Origin of the sequence: Mumia sp. zg.B17 (assembly GCF_019550915.1) — a bacterium.
Lineage (GTDB): Bacteria > Actinomycetota > Actinomycetes > Propionibacteriales > Nocardioidaceae > Mumia.
The window spans coordinates 361,009-381,690 of record NZ_JAHWCI010000006.1; the positions used below are offsets into that span (position 1 = coordinate 361,009).

The 20,682-nt window shown below is 71.1% G+C and carries 20 protein-coding genes; 12 read left to right on the forward strand and 8 right to left on the reverse strand.

Going from position 1 to position 20,682, the window contains the following annotated elements; translation table 11 throughout:
- The first annotated feature begins 11 nt into the window (after window positions 1-11).
- On the forward strand, window positions 12-1,946 hold the full coding sequence (sucB, locus tag KV097_RS10165; RefSeq protein WP_220365795.1) for a 2-oxoglutarate dehydrogenase, E2 component, dihydrolipoamide succinyltransferase: 1,935 nt from the start codon (window positions 12-14) through the stop codon (window positions 1,944-1,946).
- A 56-nt stretch (window positions 1,947-2,002) separates the two neighbouring features.
- A complete protein-coding gene (locus KV097_RS10170) occupies window positions 2,003-2,899 on the forward strand; it encodes a TIGR01777 family oxidoreductase (RefSeq protein WP_220344320.1) in 897 nt (298 codons plus the stop codon).
- A gap of 38 nt (window positions 2,900-2,937) precedes the next feature.
- On the opposite strand, the gene KV097_RS10175 is transcribed toward KV097_RS10170, so the two are convergent.
- Window positions 2,938-3,378, reverse strand: a complete 441-nt coding sequence (locus tag KV097_RS10175; RefSeq protein ID WP_220365796.1) for a hypothetical protein — start codon at window positions 3,376-3,378, stop codon at window positions 2,938-2,940.
- A 100-nt stretch (window positions 3,379-3,478) separates the two neighbouring features.
- Here KV097_RS10175 and lipB point away from each other — a divergent pair, with 100 nt between their 5' ends.
- The 3 genes from lipB to KV097_RS10190 are packed head-to-tail and all read left to right on the forward strand — an operon-like array spanning window position 3,479 to window position 5,934.
- Complete coding sequence (gene lipB, locus KV097_RS10180) at window positions 3,479-4,198, forward strand: lipoyl(octanoyl) transferase LipB (RefSeq protein ID WP_220365797.1); 720 nt, start codon at window positions 3,479-3,481, stop codon at window positions 4,196-4,198.
- 45 nt (window positions 4,199-4,243) lie between these two features.
- Window positions 4,244-5,179, forward strand: a complete 936-nt coding sequence (gene lipA, locus KV097_RS10185) for a lipoyl synthase (RefSeq protein ID WP_220365798.1) — start codon at window positions 4,244-4,246, stop codon at window positions 5,177-5,179.
- Between the two features lie 38 nt (window positions 5,180-5,217).
- Window positions 5,218-5,934: a DUF4191 domain-containing protein gene (locus KV097_RS10190; RefSeq protein WP_220344316.1), complete on the forward strand. Its 717-nt coding sequence runs from the start codon at window positions 5,218-5,220 to the stop codon at window positions 5,932-5,934.
- 1 nt (window position 5,935) lies between these two features.
- Here the strand turns inward: KV097_RS10190 and KV097_RS10195 are convergent, their stop codons facing one another.
- Window positions 5,936-6,349 carry an RDD family protein gene (locus tag KV097_RS10195; protein ID WP_220344315.1) on the reverse strand — a complete coding sequence of 138 codons (414 nt, stop codon included), beginning with the start codon at window positions 6,347-6,349 and terminating at the stop codon, window positions 5,936-5,938.
- A gap of 219 nt (window positions 6,350-6,568) precedes the next feature.
- Between KV097_RS10195 and glnA the strand changes: the two genes are divergently transcribed.
- The gene (gene glnA, locus KV097_RS10200) at window positions 6,569-7,987 is read left to right on the forward strand and encodes a type I glutamate--ammonia ligase (RefSeq protein ID WP_220344314.1); all 1,419 of its coding nucleotides are present in this window, start codon (window positions 6,569-6,571) and stop codon (window positions 7,985-7,987) included.
- Window positions 7,988-8,141: 154 nt separating this feature from the next.
- Here glnA and KV097_RS10205 read toward each other — a convergent pair whose 3' ends face one another.
- From KV097_RS10205 to KV097_RS10215, 3 genes are all read right to left on the reverse strand, one after another.
- On the reverse strand, window positions 8,142-9,197 hold the full coding sequence (locus KV097_RS10205; protein ID WP_220365799.1) for a zinc-dependent alcohol dehydrogenase family protein: 1,056 nt from the start codon (window positions 9,195-9,197) through the stop codon (window positions 8,142-8,144).
- 141 nt (window positions 9,198-9,338) lie between these two features.
- Complete coding sequence (locus tag KV097_RS10210; protein WP_220365800.1) at window positions 9,339-10,010, reverse strand: response regulator transcription factor; 672 nt, start codon at window positions 10,008-10,010, stop codon at window positions 9,339-9,341.
- A complete protein-coding gene (locus tag KV097_RS10215) occupies window positions 9,998-11,251 on the reverse strand; it encodes a sensor histidine kinase (RefSeq protein ID WP_220365801.1) in 1,254 nt (417 codons plus the stop codon). The genes KV097_RS10210 and KV097_RS10215 overlap by 13 nt, the downstream gene beginning before the upstream one ends.
- A 110-nt stretch (window positions 11,252-11,361) precedes the next feature.
- On the opposite strand from KV097_RS10215, the gene KV097_RS10220 reads away from it, so the two are divergent.
- On the forward strand, window positions 11,362-12,090 hold the full coding sequence (locus KV097_RS10220) for an ABC transporter ATP-binding protein (protein ID WP_220365802.1): 729 nt from the start codon (window positions 11,362-11,364) through the stop codon (window positions 12,088-12,090).
- Window positions 12,090-14,555 carry an FtsX-like permease family protein gene (locus tag KV097_RS10225; RefSeq protein ID WP_220365803.1) on the forward strand — a complete coding sequence of 822 codons (2,466 nt, stop codon included), beginning with the start codon at window positions 12,090-12,092 and terminating at the stop codon, window positions 14,553-14,555. The genes KV097_RS10220 and KV097_RS10225 overlap by 1 nt, the downstream gene beginning before the upstream one ends.
- Here the strand turns inward: KV097_RS10225 and KV097_RS10230 are convergent.
- Window positions 14,545-14,937 (reverse strand): rhodanese-like domain-containing protein, encoded by a 393-nt coding sequence (locus tag KV097_RS10230; RefSeq protein WP_301022931.1) that lies wholly within the window; start codon window positions 14,935-14,937, stop codon window positions 14,545-14,547. The two genes, KV097_RS10225 and KV097_RS10230, sit on opposite strands and share 11 nt — an antisense overlap.
- A gap of 75 nt (window positions 14,938-15,012) precedes the next feature.
- On the opposite strand from KV097_RS10230, the gene KV097_RS10235 reads away from it, so the two are divergent.
- From KV097_RS10235 to KV097_RS10250, 4 genes are read left to right on the forward strand one after another with little or no spacing between them, the layout of a single operon-like run.
- Window positions 15,013-15,204, forward strand: coding sequence for a hypothetical protein (locus tag KV097_RS10235; RefSeq protein WP_220344308.1), 192 nt, complete (start codon window positions 15,013-15,015; stop codon window positions 15,202-15,204).
- A complete protein-coding gene (locus tag KV097_RS10240; protein ID WP_220344307.1) occupies window positions 15,201-15,542 on the forward strand; it encodes a YciI family protein in 342 nt (113 codons plus the stop codon). Before KV097_RS10235 ends, KV097_RS10240 begins: the two co-directional genes overlap by 4 nt.
- Window positions 15,539-16,762, forward strand: a complete 1,224-nt coding sequence (locus tag KV097_RS10245; RefSeq protein ID WP_308289397.1) for a sigma-70 family RNA polymerase sigma factor — start codon at window positions 15,539-15,541, stop codon at window positions 16,760-16,762. The genes KV097_RS10240 and KV097_RS10245 overlap by 4 nt, the downstream gene beginning before the upstream one ends.
- Window positions 16,763-16,810: 48 nt before the next feature.
- Window positions 16,811-18,610 carry a DUF429 domain-containing protein gene (locus KV097_RS10250; protein WP_220365804.1) on the forward strand — a complete coding sequence of 600 codons (1,800 nt, stop codon included), beginning with the start codon at window positions 16,811-16,813 and terminating at the stop codon, window positions 18,608-18,610.
- A 7-nt stretch (window positions 18,611-18,617) separates the two neighbouring features.
- Here KV097_RS10250 and KV097_RS10255 read toward each other — a convergent pair whose 3' ends face one another.
- Both KV097_RS10255 and KV097_RS10260 read right to left on the reverse strand, forming a co-directional pair.
- Entirely contained in the window at window positions 18,618-19,310 is a 693-nt protein-coding gene (locus tag KV097_RS10255) for a response regulator transcription factor (protein ID WP_301022659.1), read from the reverse strand.
- Complete coding sequence (locus KV097_RS10260; protein ID WP_220365805.1) at window positions 19,307-20,521, reverse strand: sensor histidine kinase; 1,215 nt, start codon at window positions 20,519-20,521, stop codon at window positions 19,307-19,309. The genes KV097_RS10255 and KV097_RS10260 overlap by 4 nt, the downstream gene beginning before the upstream one ends.
- Window positions 20,522-20,682: the final 161 nt, after the last annotated feature.

The window sequence follows — 20,682 nt, forward strand, 5'->3', positions numbered from 1 at the left end:
GGGTTCTACCCATGGCAACGCCCGTCACGCTTCCAGAGCTCGGAGAGAGCGTCACCGAAGGCACCGTCACCCGGTGGCTGAAGCAGGTCGGCGACGAGGTCGCCGTCGACGAGCCGCTCCTCGAGGTCTCCACCGACAAGGTCGACACCGAGATCCCCTCCCCCGTCGCCGGGACGCTCCTGGAGATCTCCGCCGGCGAGGACGAGACCGTCGAGGTCGGCGCCGTCCTCGCGACCATCGGTGAGAACGGCGAGTCCACCGGCGACGCCGCTCCGGCCGCCGAGGAGTCGCAGGCAGACGAGCAGCAGCCTGCCCAGACCCAGTCCGCCGAGGACGAGGCTCCCGAGGAGGATCCGGGCGAGGCGAGTGCCCCACCGGCCGACGACACCACACCCGCCGCGGCCGCCGAGGAGGGTGACGACTCGGCTCCGGCGCAGGCCGAGCCCGCTGCCTCGTCCGGTGACTCCGGCGGCTCGGGTGACTCGGGCGGCTCGGGCGACGCGACGCCGGTGACCCTGCCGGAGCTCGGAGAGAGCGTCACCGAAGGCACCGTCACCCGGTGGCTGAAGCAGGTCGGCGACGAGGTCGCCGTCGACGAGCCGCTCCTCGAGGTCTCCACCGACAAGGTCGACACCGAGATCCCCTCCCCCGTCGCCGGGACGCTCCTGGAGATCTCCGCCAGCGAGGACGAGACCGTCGAGGTCGGCGGTCAGCTCGCCCTCATCGGGTCCGGTGACGCCGGTGGATCGTCAGCGCCCGCCGAGGCGCCGGCCGCACCCGCGGAGCCGCAGCAGGAGGAGCCTGCGCAGCAGGAGCAGCCTGCCGAGGAGCCGCAGCAGAAGACCGAGCAGCCGGCGACGGAGCAGACGCCTCAGGAGGAGCCGACCGAGGCTCCGAAGGCGCAGACCGAGTCGGACCAGCCCTCCGAGCCGTCCTCGGCACGGAGCCAGGAGCCCTCTGCCGAGACGCAGACGCCCGAGACGCAGACGGCCGGGACGGCACCGAGCGCGGTCAAGCCGGACGGGCGCCAGTACGTGACGCCGATCGTCCGCAAGCTGGCCGAGCGCGAGGGCGTCTCTCTCGACGACGTGTCCGGCACCGGCGTCGGCGGCCGTATCCGCAAGCAGGACGTCCTCGACGCCGCCGAGAAGGCACGTCAGGCCGCGGCCGCCGCCGCGACGCCTGCCGCACCCGCCGCGGGCTCGACCGGACCCGACACGTCGGGCTTGGCCGGCACGGTCAAGAAGGCCAACCGGATCCGTCAGCTGACCGCCATCAAGACCAAGGAGTCGCTCCAGGTCGCGGCCCAGCTGACCCAGGTCCACGAGGTCGACCTCACTCGCATCGCCGCCCTGCGCGCGAAGCACAAGGCGGCCTTCCTCGACCGCGAGGGCGTCAAGCTGACCTACCTGCCGTTCATCGCCAAGGCGACGGTCGAGGCCCTGAAGGCCCACCCGAACGTCAACGCGTCGTACGACGAGGAGTCGAAGGAGATCACCTACCACGCGTCGATCAACCTCGGCATCGCCGTCGACACCGAGCGTGGCCTGCTCTCGATCGTCGTCCACGACGCCGGCGACCTGAGCCTCGCCGGCCTCGCCCAGCGGATCAACGACCTCGCCACCCGCGCTCGCAGCGGTGACATCAAGCCGAACGAGCTCTCCGGCGGGACGTTCACGATCACCAACATCGGCAGCTTCGGCGGACTGTTCGACACGCCGATCCTGGTTCAGCCTCAGGCGGCGATGCTGGCGACCGGCGCCGTGGTGAAGCGCCCCGTCGTGGTCGCCGACGCCGACGGCAACGACACGATCGCGATCCGGTCGATGGCCTACCTGCCGATGACGTACGACCACCGTCTCGTCGACGGTGCCGACGCCGGACGCTTCCTGACCACGGTCAAGAAGCGCCTGGAGGAGGGCGCCTTCGAGGCCGAGCTCGGCTGACCCTCGGCGCGACGACACAGCAGGACAGAAGCGCGTGCCCCGGACAGGATGGGGGCATGCGCTTCTGTCTTGCCGGCGCGTCCGGCTTCCTCGGTACGGCGCTCGGCGCGCACCTGCGCGAAGAGGGGCACGAGGTGGTACGGCTGGTGCGGAGACCGGCACGCGGTCCGTTCGAGGCCAGCTGGGACCCCGACTCCGGTGATCTCGACCAGTCTGTGATCGATGGCGCCGACGTGGTCGTCAGCCTCTCCGGCGCTCCCATCGCGCACTGGCCGTGGACCTCCTCGTACCGGCGTGAGCTGGTCGACTCGCGAGTGAGCACGACGACCACGATCGCCACGGCGGTCGCTCGAGCGCCTCGCCCTCCCGTCCTGCTCTCCGGCAGCGGCATCAACGCGTACGGGGAGGACCGTGCTGACACGCTCCTCGTCGAGGGCACGCCGCGAGGACCGGGCTTCCTCGCCGACGTGGTCGAGGCGTGGGAGGCCGCAGCGGCTCCGGCGGTCGACGCCGGCGCACGGGTGTGCTTCCTTCGTACGGCGCCCGTCCTCGACGGGTCCGGCGGGTTGCTCAAGGTCATCTCGCTGCCGTTCCGCCTCGGCGTGGGCGGCCGACTGGGGTCGGGCGAGCAGTACTTTCCGGTGATCAGCCTGCGCGACTGGGTGGGCGCGGTGTCATTCCTCGCCGAGGACGAGGACGCCTCCGGGCCCTACAACCTCGTCGCCCCCGAGCCGTCGACCAACGCGGAGTTCACGAAGGCACTCGCCGGTGCGCTCCACCGGCCGTCGTTGCTGCCCGTGCCGTCACCGGCGATGCGTATCGCGCTCGGCGGACTGTCGGCGCTCGCTCTCGGCTCGCTGCGCGCGGCCCCGCGCCGACTCGAGGAGGACGGCTACGCCTTCGCCGACCACGACATCGGTGAGGTCGTCGCGACGGCGCTCGGCTCGACGTAGGGCTAGCGCCGGGCTCCGCGACACGGACGACACCGACGTCAGCCGGCCAGCCGGTGGACCGTCGCGATGCGCCAGCCCACCGACGTCCGTACGAGCACGATGCGGCGATCGGTCGCGCCGTCCCTCGGCAAGAGACGCCAGGAGCCGCCCGGGCGACGCACTCGGACCGGCTCGAGCCGGTCCACCACCCGGAGCACGGCTCGCGTCCCGGTCGCGCTCTCCACCCCGAAGCCCAGCACCTCGAACCGGACGTCGTCGATCTCGAGCCCTCGCGCGGCGTAGTCCCGTACGAGACGCTCGTCGTCGGCCCGCTGCGCGCTGCCGGGCGCGTACACGTCGTCGAGCAGGCTCGGGTCAGCGCGAACGAACGCGGCCGACCGGCCGTCGTCGAGCACCGCCAGGCGATCCATCCACGTGACACTCTGCGCGACGGGCCCCGCGATCGCCATCGCCGCGCACATCATGCTGACCGGATCCATCGCGCCAGCATTCCGCACTCGGCCCCGTCCCCGCGGCGGTCGTCCACAGGGCGTGCGGTGACCGCTCGAAGCAGTGCACGACCCGCGTTAGGGTGAGGTCGTGAGCGCGCTGGAGGTCCGCAGGATCGGGCTCGGGTCCGACGAGACCGACTACGAGGAGATGTGGGCGCTGCAGCGTGAGCTGCACGCAGCGCGCGTCGCCGACCGGCGCAGTGACGTCGTCCTGTTCCTTGAGCACTCCCCCGTCTTCACCGCCGGCAAGCGCACCGAGGGCTGGGAGCGGCCTCGCGACGGCAGCAAGGTCGTCGACATCGACCGTGGCGGCAACATCACCTTCCACGGCCCCGGGCAGCTGGTCGGATACCCGATCGTCAAGCTCCCCCCGCACGTCCTCGTCGTCGACTACGTCCGGCGGGTCGAGGAGGCGATGATCCGGACCGTCGCCGATCTGGGTGTGACCTGCGGACGGGTCGAGGGGCGCTCCGGCGTCTGGGTCGCGGCCGACGACCGCGGCCCCGAGCGCAAGCTCGGCCAGATCGGCATCCGCGTCGCGGGTGGCGTCACGATGCACGGTCTCGCTCTCAACGCGTGCGTCGATATGGACTGGTTCGCCAAGATCGTCCCGTGCGGCATCGCCGACGCGGGCGTCACCTCGCTCAGCCTCGAGCTCGACCGTACGGTCAGCACCACCGATGTCGCGGACGCCCTCGAGCCCCACCTGCGTGATCTGCTCGCCTGGGAGCCGTACGCGGCCAGCCCTGATCTCGCGCACGCGGCTCCGGCTGCCACCGTCTCGTACGGCCTCTCTCCGCACCTCTGACGGCCCTCCCCGTGTGATCACCCGCAGGCACGTAGGGTGAAGGACGTGACGATCGCACCCGAAGGACGCAAGCTGCTCCGTCTCGAGGCCCGCAACGCCGAGACACCGATCGAGAAGAAGCCCGAGTGGATCAAGACCCGGGCCAAGACCGGTCCGGAATACACCGAGCTCAAAAAGCTCGTGAAGTCCGAAGGCCTTCACACCGTCTGCCAGGAGGCGGGCTGCCCCAACATCTACGAGTGCTGGGAAGACCGCGAGGCCACCTTCCTCATCGGGGGTGAGCAGTGCACCCGGCGCTGCGACTTCTGCCAGATCGACACCGGCAAGCCCGAGGCTCTCGACCGTGACGAGCCCCGCCGGGTCGCCGAGAGCGTCCGGACGATGGGCCTCCGTTACGCCACGATCACAGGGGTCGCCCGCGACGACCTGCCCGACGGCGGCGCCTGGCTGTACGCCGAGACCGTCCGCAAGATCCACGAGCTCAACCCGGACACCGGCGTCGAGAACCTGATCCCGGACTTCAACGGCAAGCCGGAGCTGCTCGAGGAGGTCTTCTCTTCGCGTCCGGAGGTGCTCGCCCACAACGTGGAGACGGTGCCGCGGATCTTCAAGCGCATCCGGCCGGCGTTCCGCTACGAGCGGTCGCTGGACGTGATCACGCAGGCCCGCGCGTACGGGCTGGTCACGAAGTCCAACCTGATCCTCGGGATGGGCGAGACCCGCGAGGAGATCTCGCAGGCGATGCACGACCTGCACGACGCAGGCTGCGAGCTGCTCACCATCACGCAGTACCTCCGTCCTTCGGTCCGCCACCACCCGGTGGAGCGGTGGGTCAAGCCGGAGGAGTTCGTGGAGCTCGGCTCCGAGGCCGAGGAGATCGGTTTCGCGGGCGTCCTGTCCGGTCCCCTGGTCCGCTCCTCGTACCGCGCCGGACGGCTCTACAAGCAGGCGATCGAGGCGCGCACGACCGCGACGGCCTGAGGCCCCAGGGCGGTCGGCGACCGCGTACCCTGGGAGGCATGTCCACACCTGACTCGCCGCCGCAGGGTCGCCTCGCGCAGATCCGGTCCGCCTACACGATCACCAAGCGCTCCGACAAGACGATCGGTCTCAGGCTCCTCGCCTGGTTCCTGGTCGTCGGTGGTGCCGTGTTCGCGCTCGGTTGGTTCCTCGGTGGCAAGGGCAGCCTCCTCGGCATCATCCTGGTCTCTCTGCTCTCGGTGCTGACCGGTGTGCTCGCCGCGCTCATCGTCTTCGGGCGTCGCGCTGAGAAGGCGGCGTACGCGCAGGTGGAGGGCCAGGTCGGCGCCGCCGCCGGTGCGCTCGGGATGCTCAAGCGCGGCTGGAAGGTCGACCAGGCCGTGGCCTTCACCAAGAGCCAGGACGTCGTCCACCGCGTCGTCGGTCCGCCGGGGATCGTGCTCGTCGGCGAGGGCAACCCCAACCGCGTCCGCAACCTGCTTGCCGTCGAGCGCAAGAAGACGGTCCGCATCGTCGGTGAGGAGGTCCCGGTGACGACCGTCGTCGTCGGCCGCGACACCGACAAGGGCGAGGTTCCGCTCCCCAAGCTGGTCACCTCGATCCGCAAGTCCAAGCGCGCCCTGAAGCCGGCCCAGATCACCCCGGTGCTCAACAAGCTCAAGGCGCTCGACGCGATGCGGCCGCAGGCGCCCCTTCCCCGCGGCCCGATCCCGACCAGCGGCAAGGGCGCCCGTCGGATGATGCAGGGCCGCTGACCTAGCCGGCAGGCGGCGTGCTCCGCGGCCGGATGTAGGTGATCACGGAGCGGGCGACCACGTCGTGGAGGCCGCGGCCCTCCTTGTTCTGGAGCAGCGGCGGCACCAGCAGGCAGATCATGCCGGTACGGACGAATGCCCGCAGACCGATCGGACGTCCGTCCGGCCCGACGACGCAGATGCCGACGATCCGCTTGCCGATCGAGAAGCCGAGCGTCGCATCGAGCAGCGAGACCTGCAGCCAGAACGCCAGCAGCGTCCACCAGCCGCTCAGGGAGCCGGCGCCGAACGCGGGTGAGTTGGTCACCAGCGCCGCCGTGAACAGCGCGACGAACCAGTCGATCAGCAGGGCGACGACGCGGCGGCCGAACCCGGCGACCTCCGGCATCGACATGGTGGGGATGCTCGTGGACACGTCGACAACCCTACGTGGAGGTCCCGAGCGACCTGGTCGTCGCGTCGTACGTCTGGGGGCGCGTTCGCGGCCGTGATCCGCACTTCGTAACATGGCGGAAACATTCGGGTCATGGATGGGTAACTGGCTCTGCTTACGTTCGTGGAACACAGCGACGTGCCCCAGTTCGCCCCCCGCACACGACGGCCGGCCTGATCGTGCCCCGGCCGAGGAGGCTTCATGTTCTCAAACCGCGACGAGCTCTTGGCCTACATCAGGGACGAGGGCGTCAAGTTCGTCGATGTCCGTTTCACCGACCTTCCCGGCATCCAGCAGCACTTCACGGTGCCCGTGTCGTCGTTCGACGAGTCGGTGTTCGAGGACGGGCTGATGTTCGACGGCTCCTCGGTGCGCGGCTTCCAGGCGATCCACGAGTCCGACATGGCGCTCTTCCCGGACCCGGCGACCGCCTACATCGACCCGTTCCGCCCCGAGAAGACCCTCGCGCTCGAGTTCTTCGTCCACGACCCGCTGACCGGCGAGGCGTACTCGCGCGACCCGCGCAACATCGCCCGCAAGGCTGAGGCCTACCTCGCGAGCACCGGCATCGGCGACACGGCGTTCTTCGCCCCCGAGGCCGAGTTCTACGTCTTCGACAAGGCGCGCTTCGAGACGTCGGCCAACCGCGGCTTCTACGAGATCGACTCCATCGCCGGCGCCTGGAACACCGGCGCCGAGGAGGAGGCTCGCGGCTACAAGGTGCGCTACAAGGGCGGCTACTTCCCCGTCTCCCCCACCGACCACTTCGCAGACCTGCGCAACGACATGGTCCTCCACCTCGAGGACGCCGGCCTGCAGGTCGAGCGCGCGCACCACGAGGTCGGCACGGCCGGTCAGGCGGAGATCAACTACCGCTTCGACACGCTGCTCAAGGCGGCCGACGATGTCATGAAGTTCAAGTACATCATCCGCAACACCGCCTGGGCCGCCGGCAAGACGGCGACCTTCATGCCGAAGCCCATCTTCGGCGACAACGGCTCGGGCATGCACTGCCACCAGTCGATCTGGAAGGACGGCGAGCCGCTCTTCTACGACGAGGCGGGCTACGGCGGCCTCTCGGAGATGGCGCGCTACTACATCGGCGGCATCCTGAAGCACGCGCCGTCGCTGCTTGCGTTCACCAACCCGACGGTGAACTCGTACCACCGTCTGGTGCCGGGCTTCGAGGCGCCGATCGCCCTCGTCTACAGCTCGCGCAACCGCTCGGCGTGCGTGCGCATCCCGATCACGGGCTCGAACCCGAAGGCCAAGCGCATCGAGTTCCGCTGCCCCGACCCGTCGGCGAACCCGTACCTCGCGTTCTCCGCCCTGCTGCTCGCCGGCATCGACGGCATCAAGAACAAGATCGAGCCGCCGGAGCCGATCGACAAGAACATCTACGAGCTGCCGCCGGACGAGTACAACCAGATCGAGTCGGTGCCGACCTCGCTCGACGCCGTGCTCGACTCGCTCGAGGCCGACCACGAGTTCCTCACCCAGGGCGACGTCTTCACGCCGGACCTGATCGAGACGTGGATCGAGTACAAGCGCGAGAACGAGATCCTGCCGATCCAGCAGCGTCCGCACCCGCACGAGTTCGAGCTCTACTACGACATCTGATCCGCGTGGCCTGACGGCCGCCTGACAGGTGCCTGAAACGGCCCCTGACCTGTGAAGACGCCCTCCCACGTCTTCCAGCGTCAGGGGCCGTTCTTCGTGGATCTGCTGCCCTGCCGTGAGCCCCGGACGCCGGGGCCTGCAGCTCCCGCGTGACTCAGCGGGAGATCACGACCTTCAGCGCCTTGGTCTCCGCGGCGCGGCCGAAGGTGTCGTAGGCGTCCATCATCTCGTCGAGCTTGAAGTGATGGGTCGCGAACTTCTCGGCCGCCAGCTTGTGCTGGGCGACCAGCTTCAGCAGCATCGGCGTGGTCGAGGTGCTGACCAGGCCCATCGTGATCGCGATGTCCATGATCCACAGGTCCTGCAGCTGCAGCTCCACCGGCGCTCCGTGCACGCCCACGTTGGCGATGGTTCCACCGGGCCGGATGATCGTGGTGCAGGCGTCGAACGTCGCCGGGATGCCCACGGCCTCGATCGCCACGTCCACGCCAAGCCCGTCCGTCATCGCGAGCACCTGCTCTCGCCAGTCGGGGTCGCCGCTGTTGACGACGTCGGTCGCCCCGAAGCTCAGCGCCTGCTGCAGCCGGTTGGCGTCGAGATCCAGCGCGATGATCCGGGCCGCGCCGTACAGGGTGGCGGTCATCATCGCGGCCAGGCCGATCGGCCCGGAGCCGACCACGGCGACCACGTCGCCAGGCTTCACCTTGCCGTACCTGACGCCGATCTCGAACGAGGTCGGGAGGATGTCGGACAACATGACTGCGGCCTCGTCGCTGACGCCCTCGGGCAGCTTGTAGACGGAGTTGTCCGCGAACGGCACACGGACCAGCTCCGCCTGGGTGCCGTCGATGAGGTGACCGAAGATCCAGCCGATGCCGCTGGCGCCCTCGTCGGCCAGACAGTGCGCGTAGAGGCCCTGGTGACAGTACGAGCAGGCGCCGCAGGCGCTGATGCACGAGAGCAGCACCCGGTCGCCGACGGCCACCGTGGAGACCGCGGAGCCCACCTCGGTGACGGTTCCGACCCCCTCGTGACCGAGGATCCGACCATCCGTCACCGCCGGCACATCGCCCTTGAGAATGTGCAGGTCCGTGCCGCAGATCGTGGTCGTATCGATCCGCACGATGACGTCGGTCGGATGCTGAATCCGCGGATCGGGAACGTCCTCCCAAGCCTTGCTGCCGGGGCCGTGGTAGACCAGTGCCTTCATTTCTCCCCCTGAGATGTGTCGGTCGCCTGGTGCGGCCGCGAGTTCCGGGTCCACTGGTGCCGTCACCAGCGTCACAACAAACCTCGGTCTCTAGCCCACTATCTCCCCGGAAGCGGATACCTGCTTCGCGGCGATGCCTGTCTAGGTGGACGCGCTCGGTGACCCGGGGGAACCGTCGAGGTAGCGCAGGACGGCCGCCACCCGCCGGTCGGTGTGGTCGTCCGGAGCCAGGTCCAGCTTCATGAAGATGTTGCGGATGTGCTTGTGCACCGCGTTGTCGGTGATGTGCAGGCGCTCGCTGATGGCCGCGTTGCCCAGTCCCTCGGCCATCACCGAGAGCACCTCACGCTCACGCGCTGTCAGCCGCTCGAGCGGGTCGCCGGAACGCTTCTGGGCGAACAGCTGGGCGACCACCTCAGGGTCGATCGCCGTACCGCCGTCGGCCACCCGCTGCAGGGCCTCGACGAACGCCTCCACCCGACCCACCCGCTCCTTGAGCAGGTAGCCCACCCGCTCCGCGCCGTCGGCCAGGAGGTCGGTGGCAAAGCTCTGCTCGACGTACGCCGAGAGGACCAGGACCGCCAGCTCGGGATGGGCACGCCGAGCCGCGACGGCGGCCTTGATCCCTTCGTCGGTGTGGGTCGGCGGCATCCGCACGTCGACGACCGCGAGGTCGGGCCGATGGTCGGCGACCGCTGCCAGGAAGGAGTCCGGGTCACCGGTGGCGGCGACGACGTCGAAACCCTCCCCGCGCAGCACCAGACTCAGCCCTTCCCGCAGCAGGGTGTCGTCCTCGGCGATCACGATCCGCACGGCAGCTCCACCCCTACCTCCGTCGGTCCTCCACGAGGACTGGTCACCCAGGCTCGGCCGTCGAGCGCCTCGACCCGGCGGATGATGCCGGCCAGCCCTGTACCGTCGGCAGGGTCCGCGCCCCCGCGTCCGTCGTCGCCGACCCGCACGTGCAGCCGGCCGGCGTCGAGGCGCACCTCGACCTCGGCCCGATCTGCCCGGCTGTGCTTGGACACGTTGGTCAACGCCTCGGCGATCACGAAGTAGGCGGTCGCCTCGACACTGGCCGGGCAGCGCACCGGGACGTCGATGGTCACCGTGCAGGGCACCGCACAGTCGGCGGCAAGCGCGTTGACGGCTCCCGCGAGGCCGCGGTTCTCCAGCACCGGCGGCAGGATCGAGCGGACGACGGCTCGCAGCTCGGCGAGTGCGTCCTCCGTGGTGTCCTGAGCACGCGCGAGGATCTCCTCGGCCCGGACGGGATCGCGCGGCACCTCGCGGCGCGCGGCGCCGATCAGCACGGCCACTCCGACCACGCGGTTCTGCGCCCCGTCGTGCAGAGCGCGCTCGATGCGGCGCAGCTCAACCGTGTGAGCGTCGAGGGCCGCGGCCCGCGTCGCGGTCAGCTGGGCCACCCGCGCCGAGAGATCGGTGCCCGGCGGCGGACCGAGCAGGCGCAGGCCGGGCTCCGCCTGCCACCGGAGCAGACGAGGCGCGCCGAGGAACCAGAGCGCGAAGGCGATCACCGCGATCACGGGCCCGAGGAGCGCGCGGCTGTCGCTGCTCGCCGGCAGCAGCCCGTTCAGCAGCTCCTGCTCCCCCACGCCCACGTACTGCCACCACAGCGGGTACGCGAGGTCGTGCACGGTGATCAGCAAGAGCTGCACGACCACCGCGCCAAGGAAGACCCCGAACGTCCCGTGGATCACCAGCCAGCCGAGCTCCCGTCTCGTGGCCGGGTCAGCGGCCTGCTCCTCGGGGGACCCGCTCGGGCTGAGCGGCTCGGCGACGACGTAGCCCAGCCGTCGCAGACGCTCACGTTCGAGATCGCTCAACCAGCGCAGCCACGCGAGGGAGGGCAGGACCAGGCGCCGACCCACGCGCAGGAACCACAGGACGGCGACCACGATCCCGAACGGCAGGCTGGCCGCAGCGAGGAGCCCGATGCCCGCGCCGTAGGCGGTATAGCCGGTGCTGTGCACCGCATCGCGCAGTCGGCCGCGGAGGCTCCGCCCGGGGCCCGTCGCCTGTTCGCTGTCCATCGGCCGTCACGCTACCCTCCGGCGCACCAGAGGTCGGTACAGCGGGCTGTACCGTCGGTTGACCAGGTGGCTGGATGGGCCTGGCGGCCCGCCGTTCCTACCGTCGAGACATGAGCTTTCACACTCCCTCGATCCACGCGCTGGAGCTGCGCGACGTCACCAAGACGTACGGCCCCGTGCACGCCCTCGACCGGGTCAGCCTGCAGGTCCCGCGAGGCAGCTTCTTCGCCGTGATGGGCCCGTCCGGCTCCGGCAAGTCGACGTTGCTGCAGTGCGCAGCCGGTCTGGACACGCCGACCTCGGGCCAGGTCGTCATCGGCGGTCGCGAGATCTCCGGGCTGAACGAGACCGAGCGCACGCTCCTCCGCCGCGGGGCGGTCGGGTTCGTCTTCCAGTCGTACAACCTGCTGCCCTCCTTGAGCGTGGAGGAGAACATCCGCCTCCCGCTGCGAGTCGCCGGAACCGACGGCGACGACGCATGGCTGGCCGAGGTGATCGATCGCATCGGCCTGCGACCGTTCCTGCGACGCCGTCCCGCCGAGCTGTCGGGTGGGCAGCAGCAGCGCGTCGCGATCGCGCGCTCCTTGGCGGCTCGCCCCGAGGTGGTCTTCGCCGACGAGCCGACCGGCGCCCTGGACGCTCGTACGGCGAGCGAGGTGCTCGGCCTGCTGCGTGACCTCGTCGACGACGTCGGTCAGACGGTGGTGATGGTGACCCACGATCCCCTTGCCGCGCACCGCGCCCACGCCACGGTGGTGATGGACGAGGGTCGCATCCAGGACTACCTGGTGGACCCCACGCCGGAGATGCTCGCCGGAACCCTGGTCGGAGCCCGATGATGCCCGCCTCCACCCGACTCCCGGCCCGCGCGCTCGCACGGGGGCACCTCGGCGCCCTGCTCGCCGTCGCGTTCGCCATCTTCGGCGGAACCGCGCTCATCTCGGCCGGCGCCGTGCTCACCGAGACGAGCCTCAGTGCGCAGGCACCGCCTGAGCGCCTCGCCGGCGCCGCGGTGCTGGTCTCGGCCCCCCAGCAGGTCGAGGTCGTCGAGGACTTCGACGTACGGCTGACCGAACGCGCCCCCGTTCCCACCGCCCTCGCCGGCCGGATCGCCGACGTCCCGGGGGTAGCAGCCGCGGCCGCCGACGTGACGTTCCCGGTCTCGCTCACCGCTCCCGGCAGCAACCGCACCGTGACCGACGACGCCCACAGCTGGGCGGTTGCCGCCCTGGGCGATCCGGCACTCCGTGGGACCGCTCCGCGCACGACCGGCGACGTCGTGGTCAACGAAGAGGCCGCCGAGTCGGCCGGGCTCGCCGTCGGTGACCGTCTCGACCTGACCGTCGGCGACGCGCACCGGAGCGTACGAATCACCGGCATCGTCGACTCCCCCGGAGCCGTCCACCTGGCGCCGGTGGACGCGGCGGCGTTGGCTCCTCTGCCCGACGGTGTCAGCGACCTCATCGCGGTCGGGTTGAGCGAGGACGCGGACACCGCCGAGGTCACCGCCGACATCGAGGACGCCGTCGGCGGTGACTACACCGTGACGACAGGCGACGCCCGAGGCGCGGTGGAGTCGCTCGCGATCGGCAACGCCCGGGGCGAGCTGCTGGAGCTGGCCGCCTCGCTGGCCGGGATCCTTCTGCTGCTGGTCGGCTTCATCACCGCGGGCGCCCTGGCGATCTCGGTGGCCAACCAACGCCGCGAGCTCGCGTTGCTGCGTGCGGTGGGAGCGACCCCGCGCCAGATCAGGAGTCTGGTCGCCAGGCAGGCGAGCCTGGCAGCGCTGGTCGGGCTGGCGCCCGGTGTGGCACTCGGCTACGTCCTCGCCGGGTGGTTCTGCGACGAGCTGGCCCGGGCCGGCGTCGTCTCCACGGCGCTGCCGGTCGCGTACACGCCGATCGCCGGCCTCACCGTGGCCGCGCTGACCCTGCTGGTCGTCCAGTGCGCCGCCCGCCTCGCTGTCTGGCGGGCGTCGCGACGCCCGGCCACGGAGGCGATGGGAGACGCCCAGGTCGAGCCTCGCCGCCCGTCGCGGATCCGGACCGCGACCGGACTGACGCTCATCGCCGCGTCCCTTGCCCCGGCGTTCCTCGCCCTGGTGATACCCGGGGAGGAGGCCTTCTTGTCCGCGGTCAGCGGGACCCTGCTCGGCATCGTGGGGCTCGCCGTCGCCGGGCCGGCACTCGCGCGCACGATCACCGGCCGGCTGGCGCGGCGCAGCGACGGCCGAACCAGCGCCACCGGCTGGCTGGCGCTCAACAACACCCACGCCTACGCACTGCGGACCGCCGGGTCGGTGAGCGTGCTGGCCCTCGCGATCGGCCTCACGCTCACGCAGGTGTACGCCCAGTCGACCCTGGAGGACGTGACCCGCGCCGAGCAGTCGGCGGGCATGATCGCCGATATGCGGATCAGCGGTCCGCTCACGGCGGGCGACGTCACCACTCTCGCCGCGACCCCCGGGGTCGACGCCGCGGTGCCTCTCGTCTCGACCACCGTGCTGCGTACGAGCAGGACGCTCGGTGATGCGACGGCAGAGCGATACCCCGCGCTGGGCGTCGGACCCGAGGCACCACACGTGCTGGACCTCGACGTCGCTGCCGGTGACCTGGCTGATCTGCGCGGCGACAGCATCGCCCTGGACGTCAACGCCGCACGACGATGGGGCGTCGGTGTGGGCGACCGGACAGAGCTGCGCCTCGGCAACGGCGTGGCCGTGAATCCCCTCGTCGTGGCCACGTATCGCCGAGGCTTCGGGTTCGGCGGCGTGATCGCCTCGACCGACCTGCTGACGTCCCACGGCCTGGCACGGTCGCTCGACACCGTGCTCGTCGACGGCGACAGCGCTGCCGTCACCGCGTGGGCCGAGGACCACCCCGCCCACGCGGTGGCCTCCGGGTCGTCCCTGAACGGGGTGTCGGACGTGGACCGCTGGATCAGCCTGATCGTCCTGGTGCCGATGCTCGGCTACGTGCTGGTCGCGGTCGGCAACAGCCTGCGCACCGCCACGGGACGACGACGTGAGGAGCTCGCCCTGCTCCGGATGGTCGGCGCCACACCACGGCAGATCAGGGCGATGGTGACCCGCGAGGCAGCGCTGATCTCGGCGTTGGCGATCACCGCGGGCCTGATCTTGTCGGTGCTCCCGATGTCCGTGCTCGCCCTGGGAGTGGTGGGCCGACCCTGGCCGCAGGGCCCACTGTGGCTGATCCCGGCGGTCAGCATCGTCGTGGCGCTCATCGCGACGGGCTCGATGCGTGCCGCCACGCGACGGATCCTGCAGCGACCGGTCATGGGGTGACGATGTCGCGAGACTCCGACCAGGCCTCGAAGCCACCGACGAGGTCGGCGACGTCGCGGAGCCCGAGCCGGGTGAGCGTGTACGCCGCCAGGCTCGACCCATACCCCTCGTTGCACACCAGCACGATGCGACGACCCGGATCGTCGTGGCCGACCAGCCGGTGCGGACTGGTCGGGTCGAGCCGCCACTCGAGGACGTTGCGGTCGATCACCACAGCGCCCGGCAGCGGGCCGTCGGTGCTTCGCTGCTCGCTCGGCCGGATGTCGACGACGAGTGCGCCAGCGGCCGCCTCTCGCTCGAGATCCGCGGGCTGCACCCGGTCGATGTGTCGGCGGCAGTCTGTCAGCAGCCGATCGACGGCAGAAACCTGAAGGTCGCTCACCAGACCATTCTCACCGCGGTGTCCATGGCGGCACCTCCTGTTCGTCAAGAGGCAAAGACGAGCAAGGAGACCACCATGTACATCTACATCCCGACGACGCCGGAGACCTACCCGGAGATGGTTCTCGACGAGGCACACCGCCGTGTCGCCCGCCTCGAGCGTGAGCGGGCGCGGCGTGCCGAGCGGCGCGCCCGCCGCCGGCGCCGACTCAAGTCGTTGCGGAGCTGGCGGCGCGCGGACTACGCTCCGCCGCAGGAGGACCGATGAAGTACCTCATGTTCATCTGTGGTGACGAGAACCTCGACCTCTCGCCGGAGGAGACCGCAGCGATCAACACCGCGACCGAAGCCTGGGTCCGAGAAGCGACCGAGCGCGGCGTACGCCTCGAGGGCAACCGTCTGGCCCGTACGGAGACGGCCACCAGCGTCCGTTCCCGTGACGGTGAGCTGCTCGTGACGGACGGACCCTTCGCCGAGACGAGGGAGCAGGTCGGCGGGTACGACGTGCTGGAGTGCGCCGATCTCGACGAGGCGCTCGAGGTCGCCGCCTCGCACCCGGTCGCGACGATCGGCACGATCGAGCTTCGGCCGTTCTGGGGCCCGTGACCGTCGACGCAGCCCTCACGCAGGCGTTCCGCTCGGGGTGGGCGCGGATCGTCGCGACGCTCATCCGGACCACCGGCGACTGGGACCTGGCCGAGGAGTGCACGCAGGACGCGTTCGCGCGGGCGACGGAGGTGTGGCCACGCGACGGGGTCCCCGACGCGCCCGTCGCCTGGCTCACCACGGTCGCCCGGAACCGCGCGTTCGACCGCCTGCGCCGGGCGACGACCGAGGCGTCGAAGCTGAAGGAGGTCGCGGCCGCGCCGGCAGTGGAGGAGGTCGCCGTCGACGACGACCTGCCGGACGACCGGTTGCGGCTGATGTTCACCTGCTGCCATCCGGCGCTGCCGCTGGAGGGCCGCGTCGCACTCACCCTGCGCACCGTCGCCGGCCTCACCACGGCCGAGATCGCGCGGATGTTCCTCGTCCCGGAGCCGACGATGGCCAAGCGGCTCGTCCGCGCCAAGCACAAGATCCGCGCGGCCGGCATCCCCTTCCGGGTCCCACCCCCTCACCTCCGGGCCGAACGACTCAGCGGTGTTCTCGCCGTGGTCTACCTCCTCTTCACCGAGGGCTACGCCGCGACTCGGGGTGACGACCTCCTACGGCGAGGTCTGTGCGAGGAGGCGATCCGGCTCAGCCGAGTGCTCGCCACCCTCATGCCGGACGAGTCGGAGGTGCTCGGACTGGCGGCGCTCCTCCTGCTCCAGGACTCCCGTCGCGACGCGCGGGTCGACGCCGACGGGCGGATCGTCACCCTCGAGGAGCAGGACCGGTCCCGGTGGGACGCCCGAGCGATCGGGGAAGGCCGTGCTCTCCTGGCGCGCACGCGCGCCGCTGGCCCGTACGTCCTCCAGGCCCGCATCGCGACGTGCCACGCTGCCGCGCCGACAGCCGCGAGCACCGACTGGAGACGGATCGCCGGCCTCTACGGGCAGCTTGCCGAGCTCGCGCGGTCGCCCGTCGTCGCGCTCAACCGCGCCGTCGCGGTCGGCATGGCCGAGGGGCCGGAGGCCGGACTGACGCTGGTCGCTGAGCTGGAGGGGAGCGGCGCGCTGCAGGGCAACCACCTCCTGCCGGCCGTCAAGGCCGACCTGCTGCGCCGGCTCGGACACGCCGACGAGGCTCGCACGTCGTACGAGGAGGCACACGCGCTCGCCCGCAACCAGCCCGAACGCGACCACCTCGCCCGAAGGACCGCGGAGCTCGGCACACCGACGTGAGAGCGACCGGCCGAGGCACGACGCGCTCGATGGGGCAGGCTGTGCCTCATGTACTTCGTCGGAGTCGACCTCGCGTGGGGTGAGCGCAAGCCGACGGGCCTCGCGGTCATCGACGCGACGGGGCACCTGGTGCACGTGTCCGCGGCACGGACGGACGATGAGATCACCGAGGCGTTGGAGCCGTACACCGCGGGTGACTGCCTCGTGGCGATCGACGCACCTCTCATCGTCACCAACGCCTCCGGCAACCGGCCCGCCGAGGCCGCGCTCAACCGGGACTTCGCGCGCTTCGACGCCGGCGCTCACCCGTCCAACACCGCCAAGCCCGAGTTCTCCGAGAAGCCCCGCGGTGCACGACTCGCGGCGCGACTCGGGGTGGACATGAACCCGCGCTCGGGGCGTGCTCGCCGGGCCATCGAGGTCTATCCGCACCCGGCGACGGTCGCCCTCTTCCGACTGGGTCGGACGCTGAAGTACAAGAACAAGCCCGGCCGCGACCTCGAGCAGCTCCGTACCGAGCTGATCGTGCTGCTCGGCCTCATCGAAGGGCTCAGCGCCGCCGAACCGCGTCTGGTCGTGGACACGGCCGAGGCCGGGGACACGTGGCGCGCCCTGCGCGAGGCCGCCGAGGCAGCCGAGCGCAAGAGCACGCTCCGCGTGGTGGAGGACCAGGTCGACGCGGTGCTGTGCGCGTACGTCGGTCTCTTCGCGACCCGGCGCCCGGACGAGACCACCACGTACGGGGACTTCGAGACGGGCTACATCGTCACCCCGAGCCTCCCCGAGGGGTTGAGCCCCGCGCCACGGGCGAAGCGGATCGTCGCGCCCACCACCCGCGATCCCCGGTCAGCCGTGCGCGAGTACGCCGAGCGGCAACCGCGGCTGCGGGCATCCGCTGCCGAGTTCGTGCGGCTGGTGACCTCGATCCTCGACGACGCCGGCATCAACTACCTGACGGTGACCGGGCGTGCGAAGTCAGTCGCGTCCTTCGCCGACAAGGCGACGCGTACGGCCGACGGGGAGCCCGTCTTCACCGACCCGCTCCGCGAGATCACCGACCAGATCGGGATCCGGGTCATCACCTACGTGCAGAGCGACGTCCAGGCCGTCGTCGACCTGTTGGACGACCAGGTCGTCGTCCACGACGACCGCGACATGGGGCGGGAGACGGCGAGCGAGGGCCGGTTCGGGTACGCGAGCCGACACCTGCTGATCAGCCTCGGGGCGGACGGTGACGCCCAGCACCCGGACCTCGCCGGGCTCCGTGCCCAGGTGCAGGTCAGGACGGTGCTGCAGCACGCGTGGGCGGAGTTCGAGCACGACATCCGCTACAAGGGCACCGTCCCCGACGAGCACGTCCCCGACCTCGACCGCCGATTCACCCTGGCGGCCGGGCTGCTGGAGCTGGCCGACCGCGAGTTCTCCACGATCCGGGAGCGCCTCCGCGGCTCGCTGACCGATCCCGGGCTCGACGAGGGCGGGGAGGACCCCCGCATCACGCCTCGCGACCTCGCCGCGTTCCTGGCCGACCGCTATCCCGACGCGGGCTGGTCACGGCCCGACCACTACGACTGGATCGCCGGGCTGGTGCTGGAGCTGGGGATCACCTCGCTCACCGAGCTGGGCGAGATCCTGCGCTCGGTCGACGTCGCCGCCGTCACCGAGCGGATGGCCTACCGCTACCCACCGGGCGCCGTGCGCAGGCTCGACGACGCCCTCCTGCAGGAGTACGGCGAGCAGTACATCGCGCTGCACGGGAACGCGCACCGCGTGCCGCTCCTGCGCGCGCGGCTCGCCAAGATGTCCGACGGCCCGTCCTCGGCGGGTGACTCCGACGGCGAGGGGTGACTCCCGGTCAGTCGGTGCCGACGAGCCCTGTCTGGTAGGCGACGACGACCAGCTGCGCGCGGTCCCGCGCTCCGAGCTTGGTCATCGCACGGCTGACGTGGGTGCGAGCGGTGGCAGGGCTGAGGAAGAGCTCGCCACCGATCTCGCCGTTGCTCATCCCCTTGCCGACCAGCGCGAGGACCTCGCGCTCACGGTCGGTGAGGACGGCGAGCCGCTCGTCGGAGGCCTGGGCGGCCTGGCGGCGTACGGCGAGCTCGGCGATGAGCCGTCGCGTGATCCGCGGGGCGAGCAGCGCCTCACCGGCGGCGACGACGCGGATGCCGTGCAGCAGCTCGGCCGGACCGGCGTCCTTGAGAAGGAACCCGCTGGCACCGGCCTGCAGGCCCTCGAAGACGTATGCGTCGGTGTCGTAGGTGGTGAGGATGAGCACGCGGACGTCGCGGAGACCCTCGATCGCGGCGATCCCCCGCGTGGCCTCGATCCCGTCGACCCGGGGCATCCGGATGTCCATGAGGACGACGTCCGGGCGGTGGGCGAGCGCGAGGCGTACGGCCTCGGCTCCGTCGCTCGCCTCACCGACCACCGCGATATCGTCCTCGACCTCCAAAAGCAGCCGAAGCCCAGAGCGGACGAGGCCCTCGTCGTCGACCAGGAGCACACGGATCGGTCGACCGTCGGTCGCGCCGTCACCGCCGCTCACGGGACGACCGTCCCGGGCGTCAGCGGCAGCCTCGCGACCACCTGGAAGCCGCCGGCGGGCGTCGGGCGAGCGTCGAGGTCACCGCCGAGGAGCTGACACCTCTCGCGCATCCCGCGGAGGCCCCTCCCCGGCTCTCCCGGCGACGCCCCGGGCCTGATGCCGCCATTCCGGCCGTCGTCGGCGACCCGGAGCTCGACCGTGCGGTGGTCGCAGCTCAGCGCGACGGTGACCTTCGTGGGCCCCGCGTGCCGGATCACGTTCGTGACCGACTCCTGCAAGATCCGGTAGACCGCCCCTCCGACCGCGCTCGACACGGGTACGTCGGCGCCGGTGCGCTCGAACGTCAGGTCGAGGCCGGCTTCGCGCGCGGTGTGGGTGAGCTCGTCGAGATCGGCCATGCCCGGCTGTGGCGCGCGGTCGTCCCGGTCGTCGCGCAGGACCCCGAGGATCGCGCGCATCTCGTCGAGAGCCCGCGAGCTGGTGCGCTCGATGGCCTCGAGGGTCGCCCGCGCCTCATCGGGTCGCCGATCGAGCACGTGCGCGGTGACGCCCGCCTGGACGTTGATCACGGCGATGGCATGGGCCACGGTGTCGTGGACCTCCCGGGCGATCCGCAGCCGCTCCTCGTCGACCCTCCTGCGTGCCTCCTCCTCACGCGTCCGCTCGGCCAGCTCGGCCCGCTCGAGGGCCTCGGCCGCGATCACCCGCCGCGACCGGACGCTCTCGCCGAGCGCCGCGCTCATCACCATCGCGCCGATCCGGAAGAAGATCCAGCCGACCGCGGCCCTCGGCTCGACGTCGGCACCCGCCACCAGCCACACGACGCTCATCACGATGATCGCGGACGCCGCCAGAGCGAGGGACCGGTGGCCGTCCCCGAGCGCGGTGAGCGTGTAGGTCGCCACGAAGAGCGCGATCCACCCCGGACCGTCGGGGTAGTCGAGGGAGTAGTACGTGACGCTGGCGAGCGCGGTCGCGAGGAACACCGCCACCGGCCACCGGCGGCGTACGACCAGGGCGGCCGCGCTCGCCGCGAGCAGCACGAGGCCGAGCCCTCCGAAGTCCGCGAGCGGGCGGATGACCGTCGCCGGCTCGGCCTCGACCTTGCTCACCGTGCCCTGGACCTGGAGGACCACCACCACGAGCGCGAGCACCGCGTCCTGCGCCCGTGCGGGCAGGCGGTAGCGGTCGAGACGCTCGATCGTGAGCATGAACCGATCCTACGGTCCGGCGACCGGGTCGCGGCTCCGTCGAGAAGCGCGACCACGTACGTCGACGGGCGTACGTGCGAGCCCGGAGCGCACGTCCCACGCACGAGGGAGAGACGTCCGACGGAGGACGCGGGACCGCGTGGATGCTCGCGACCATCGGT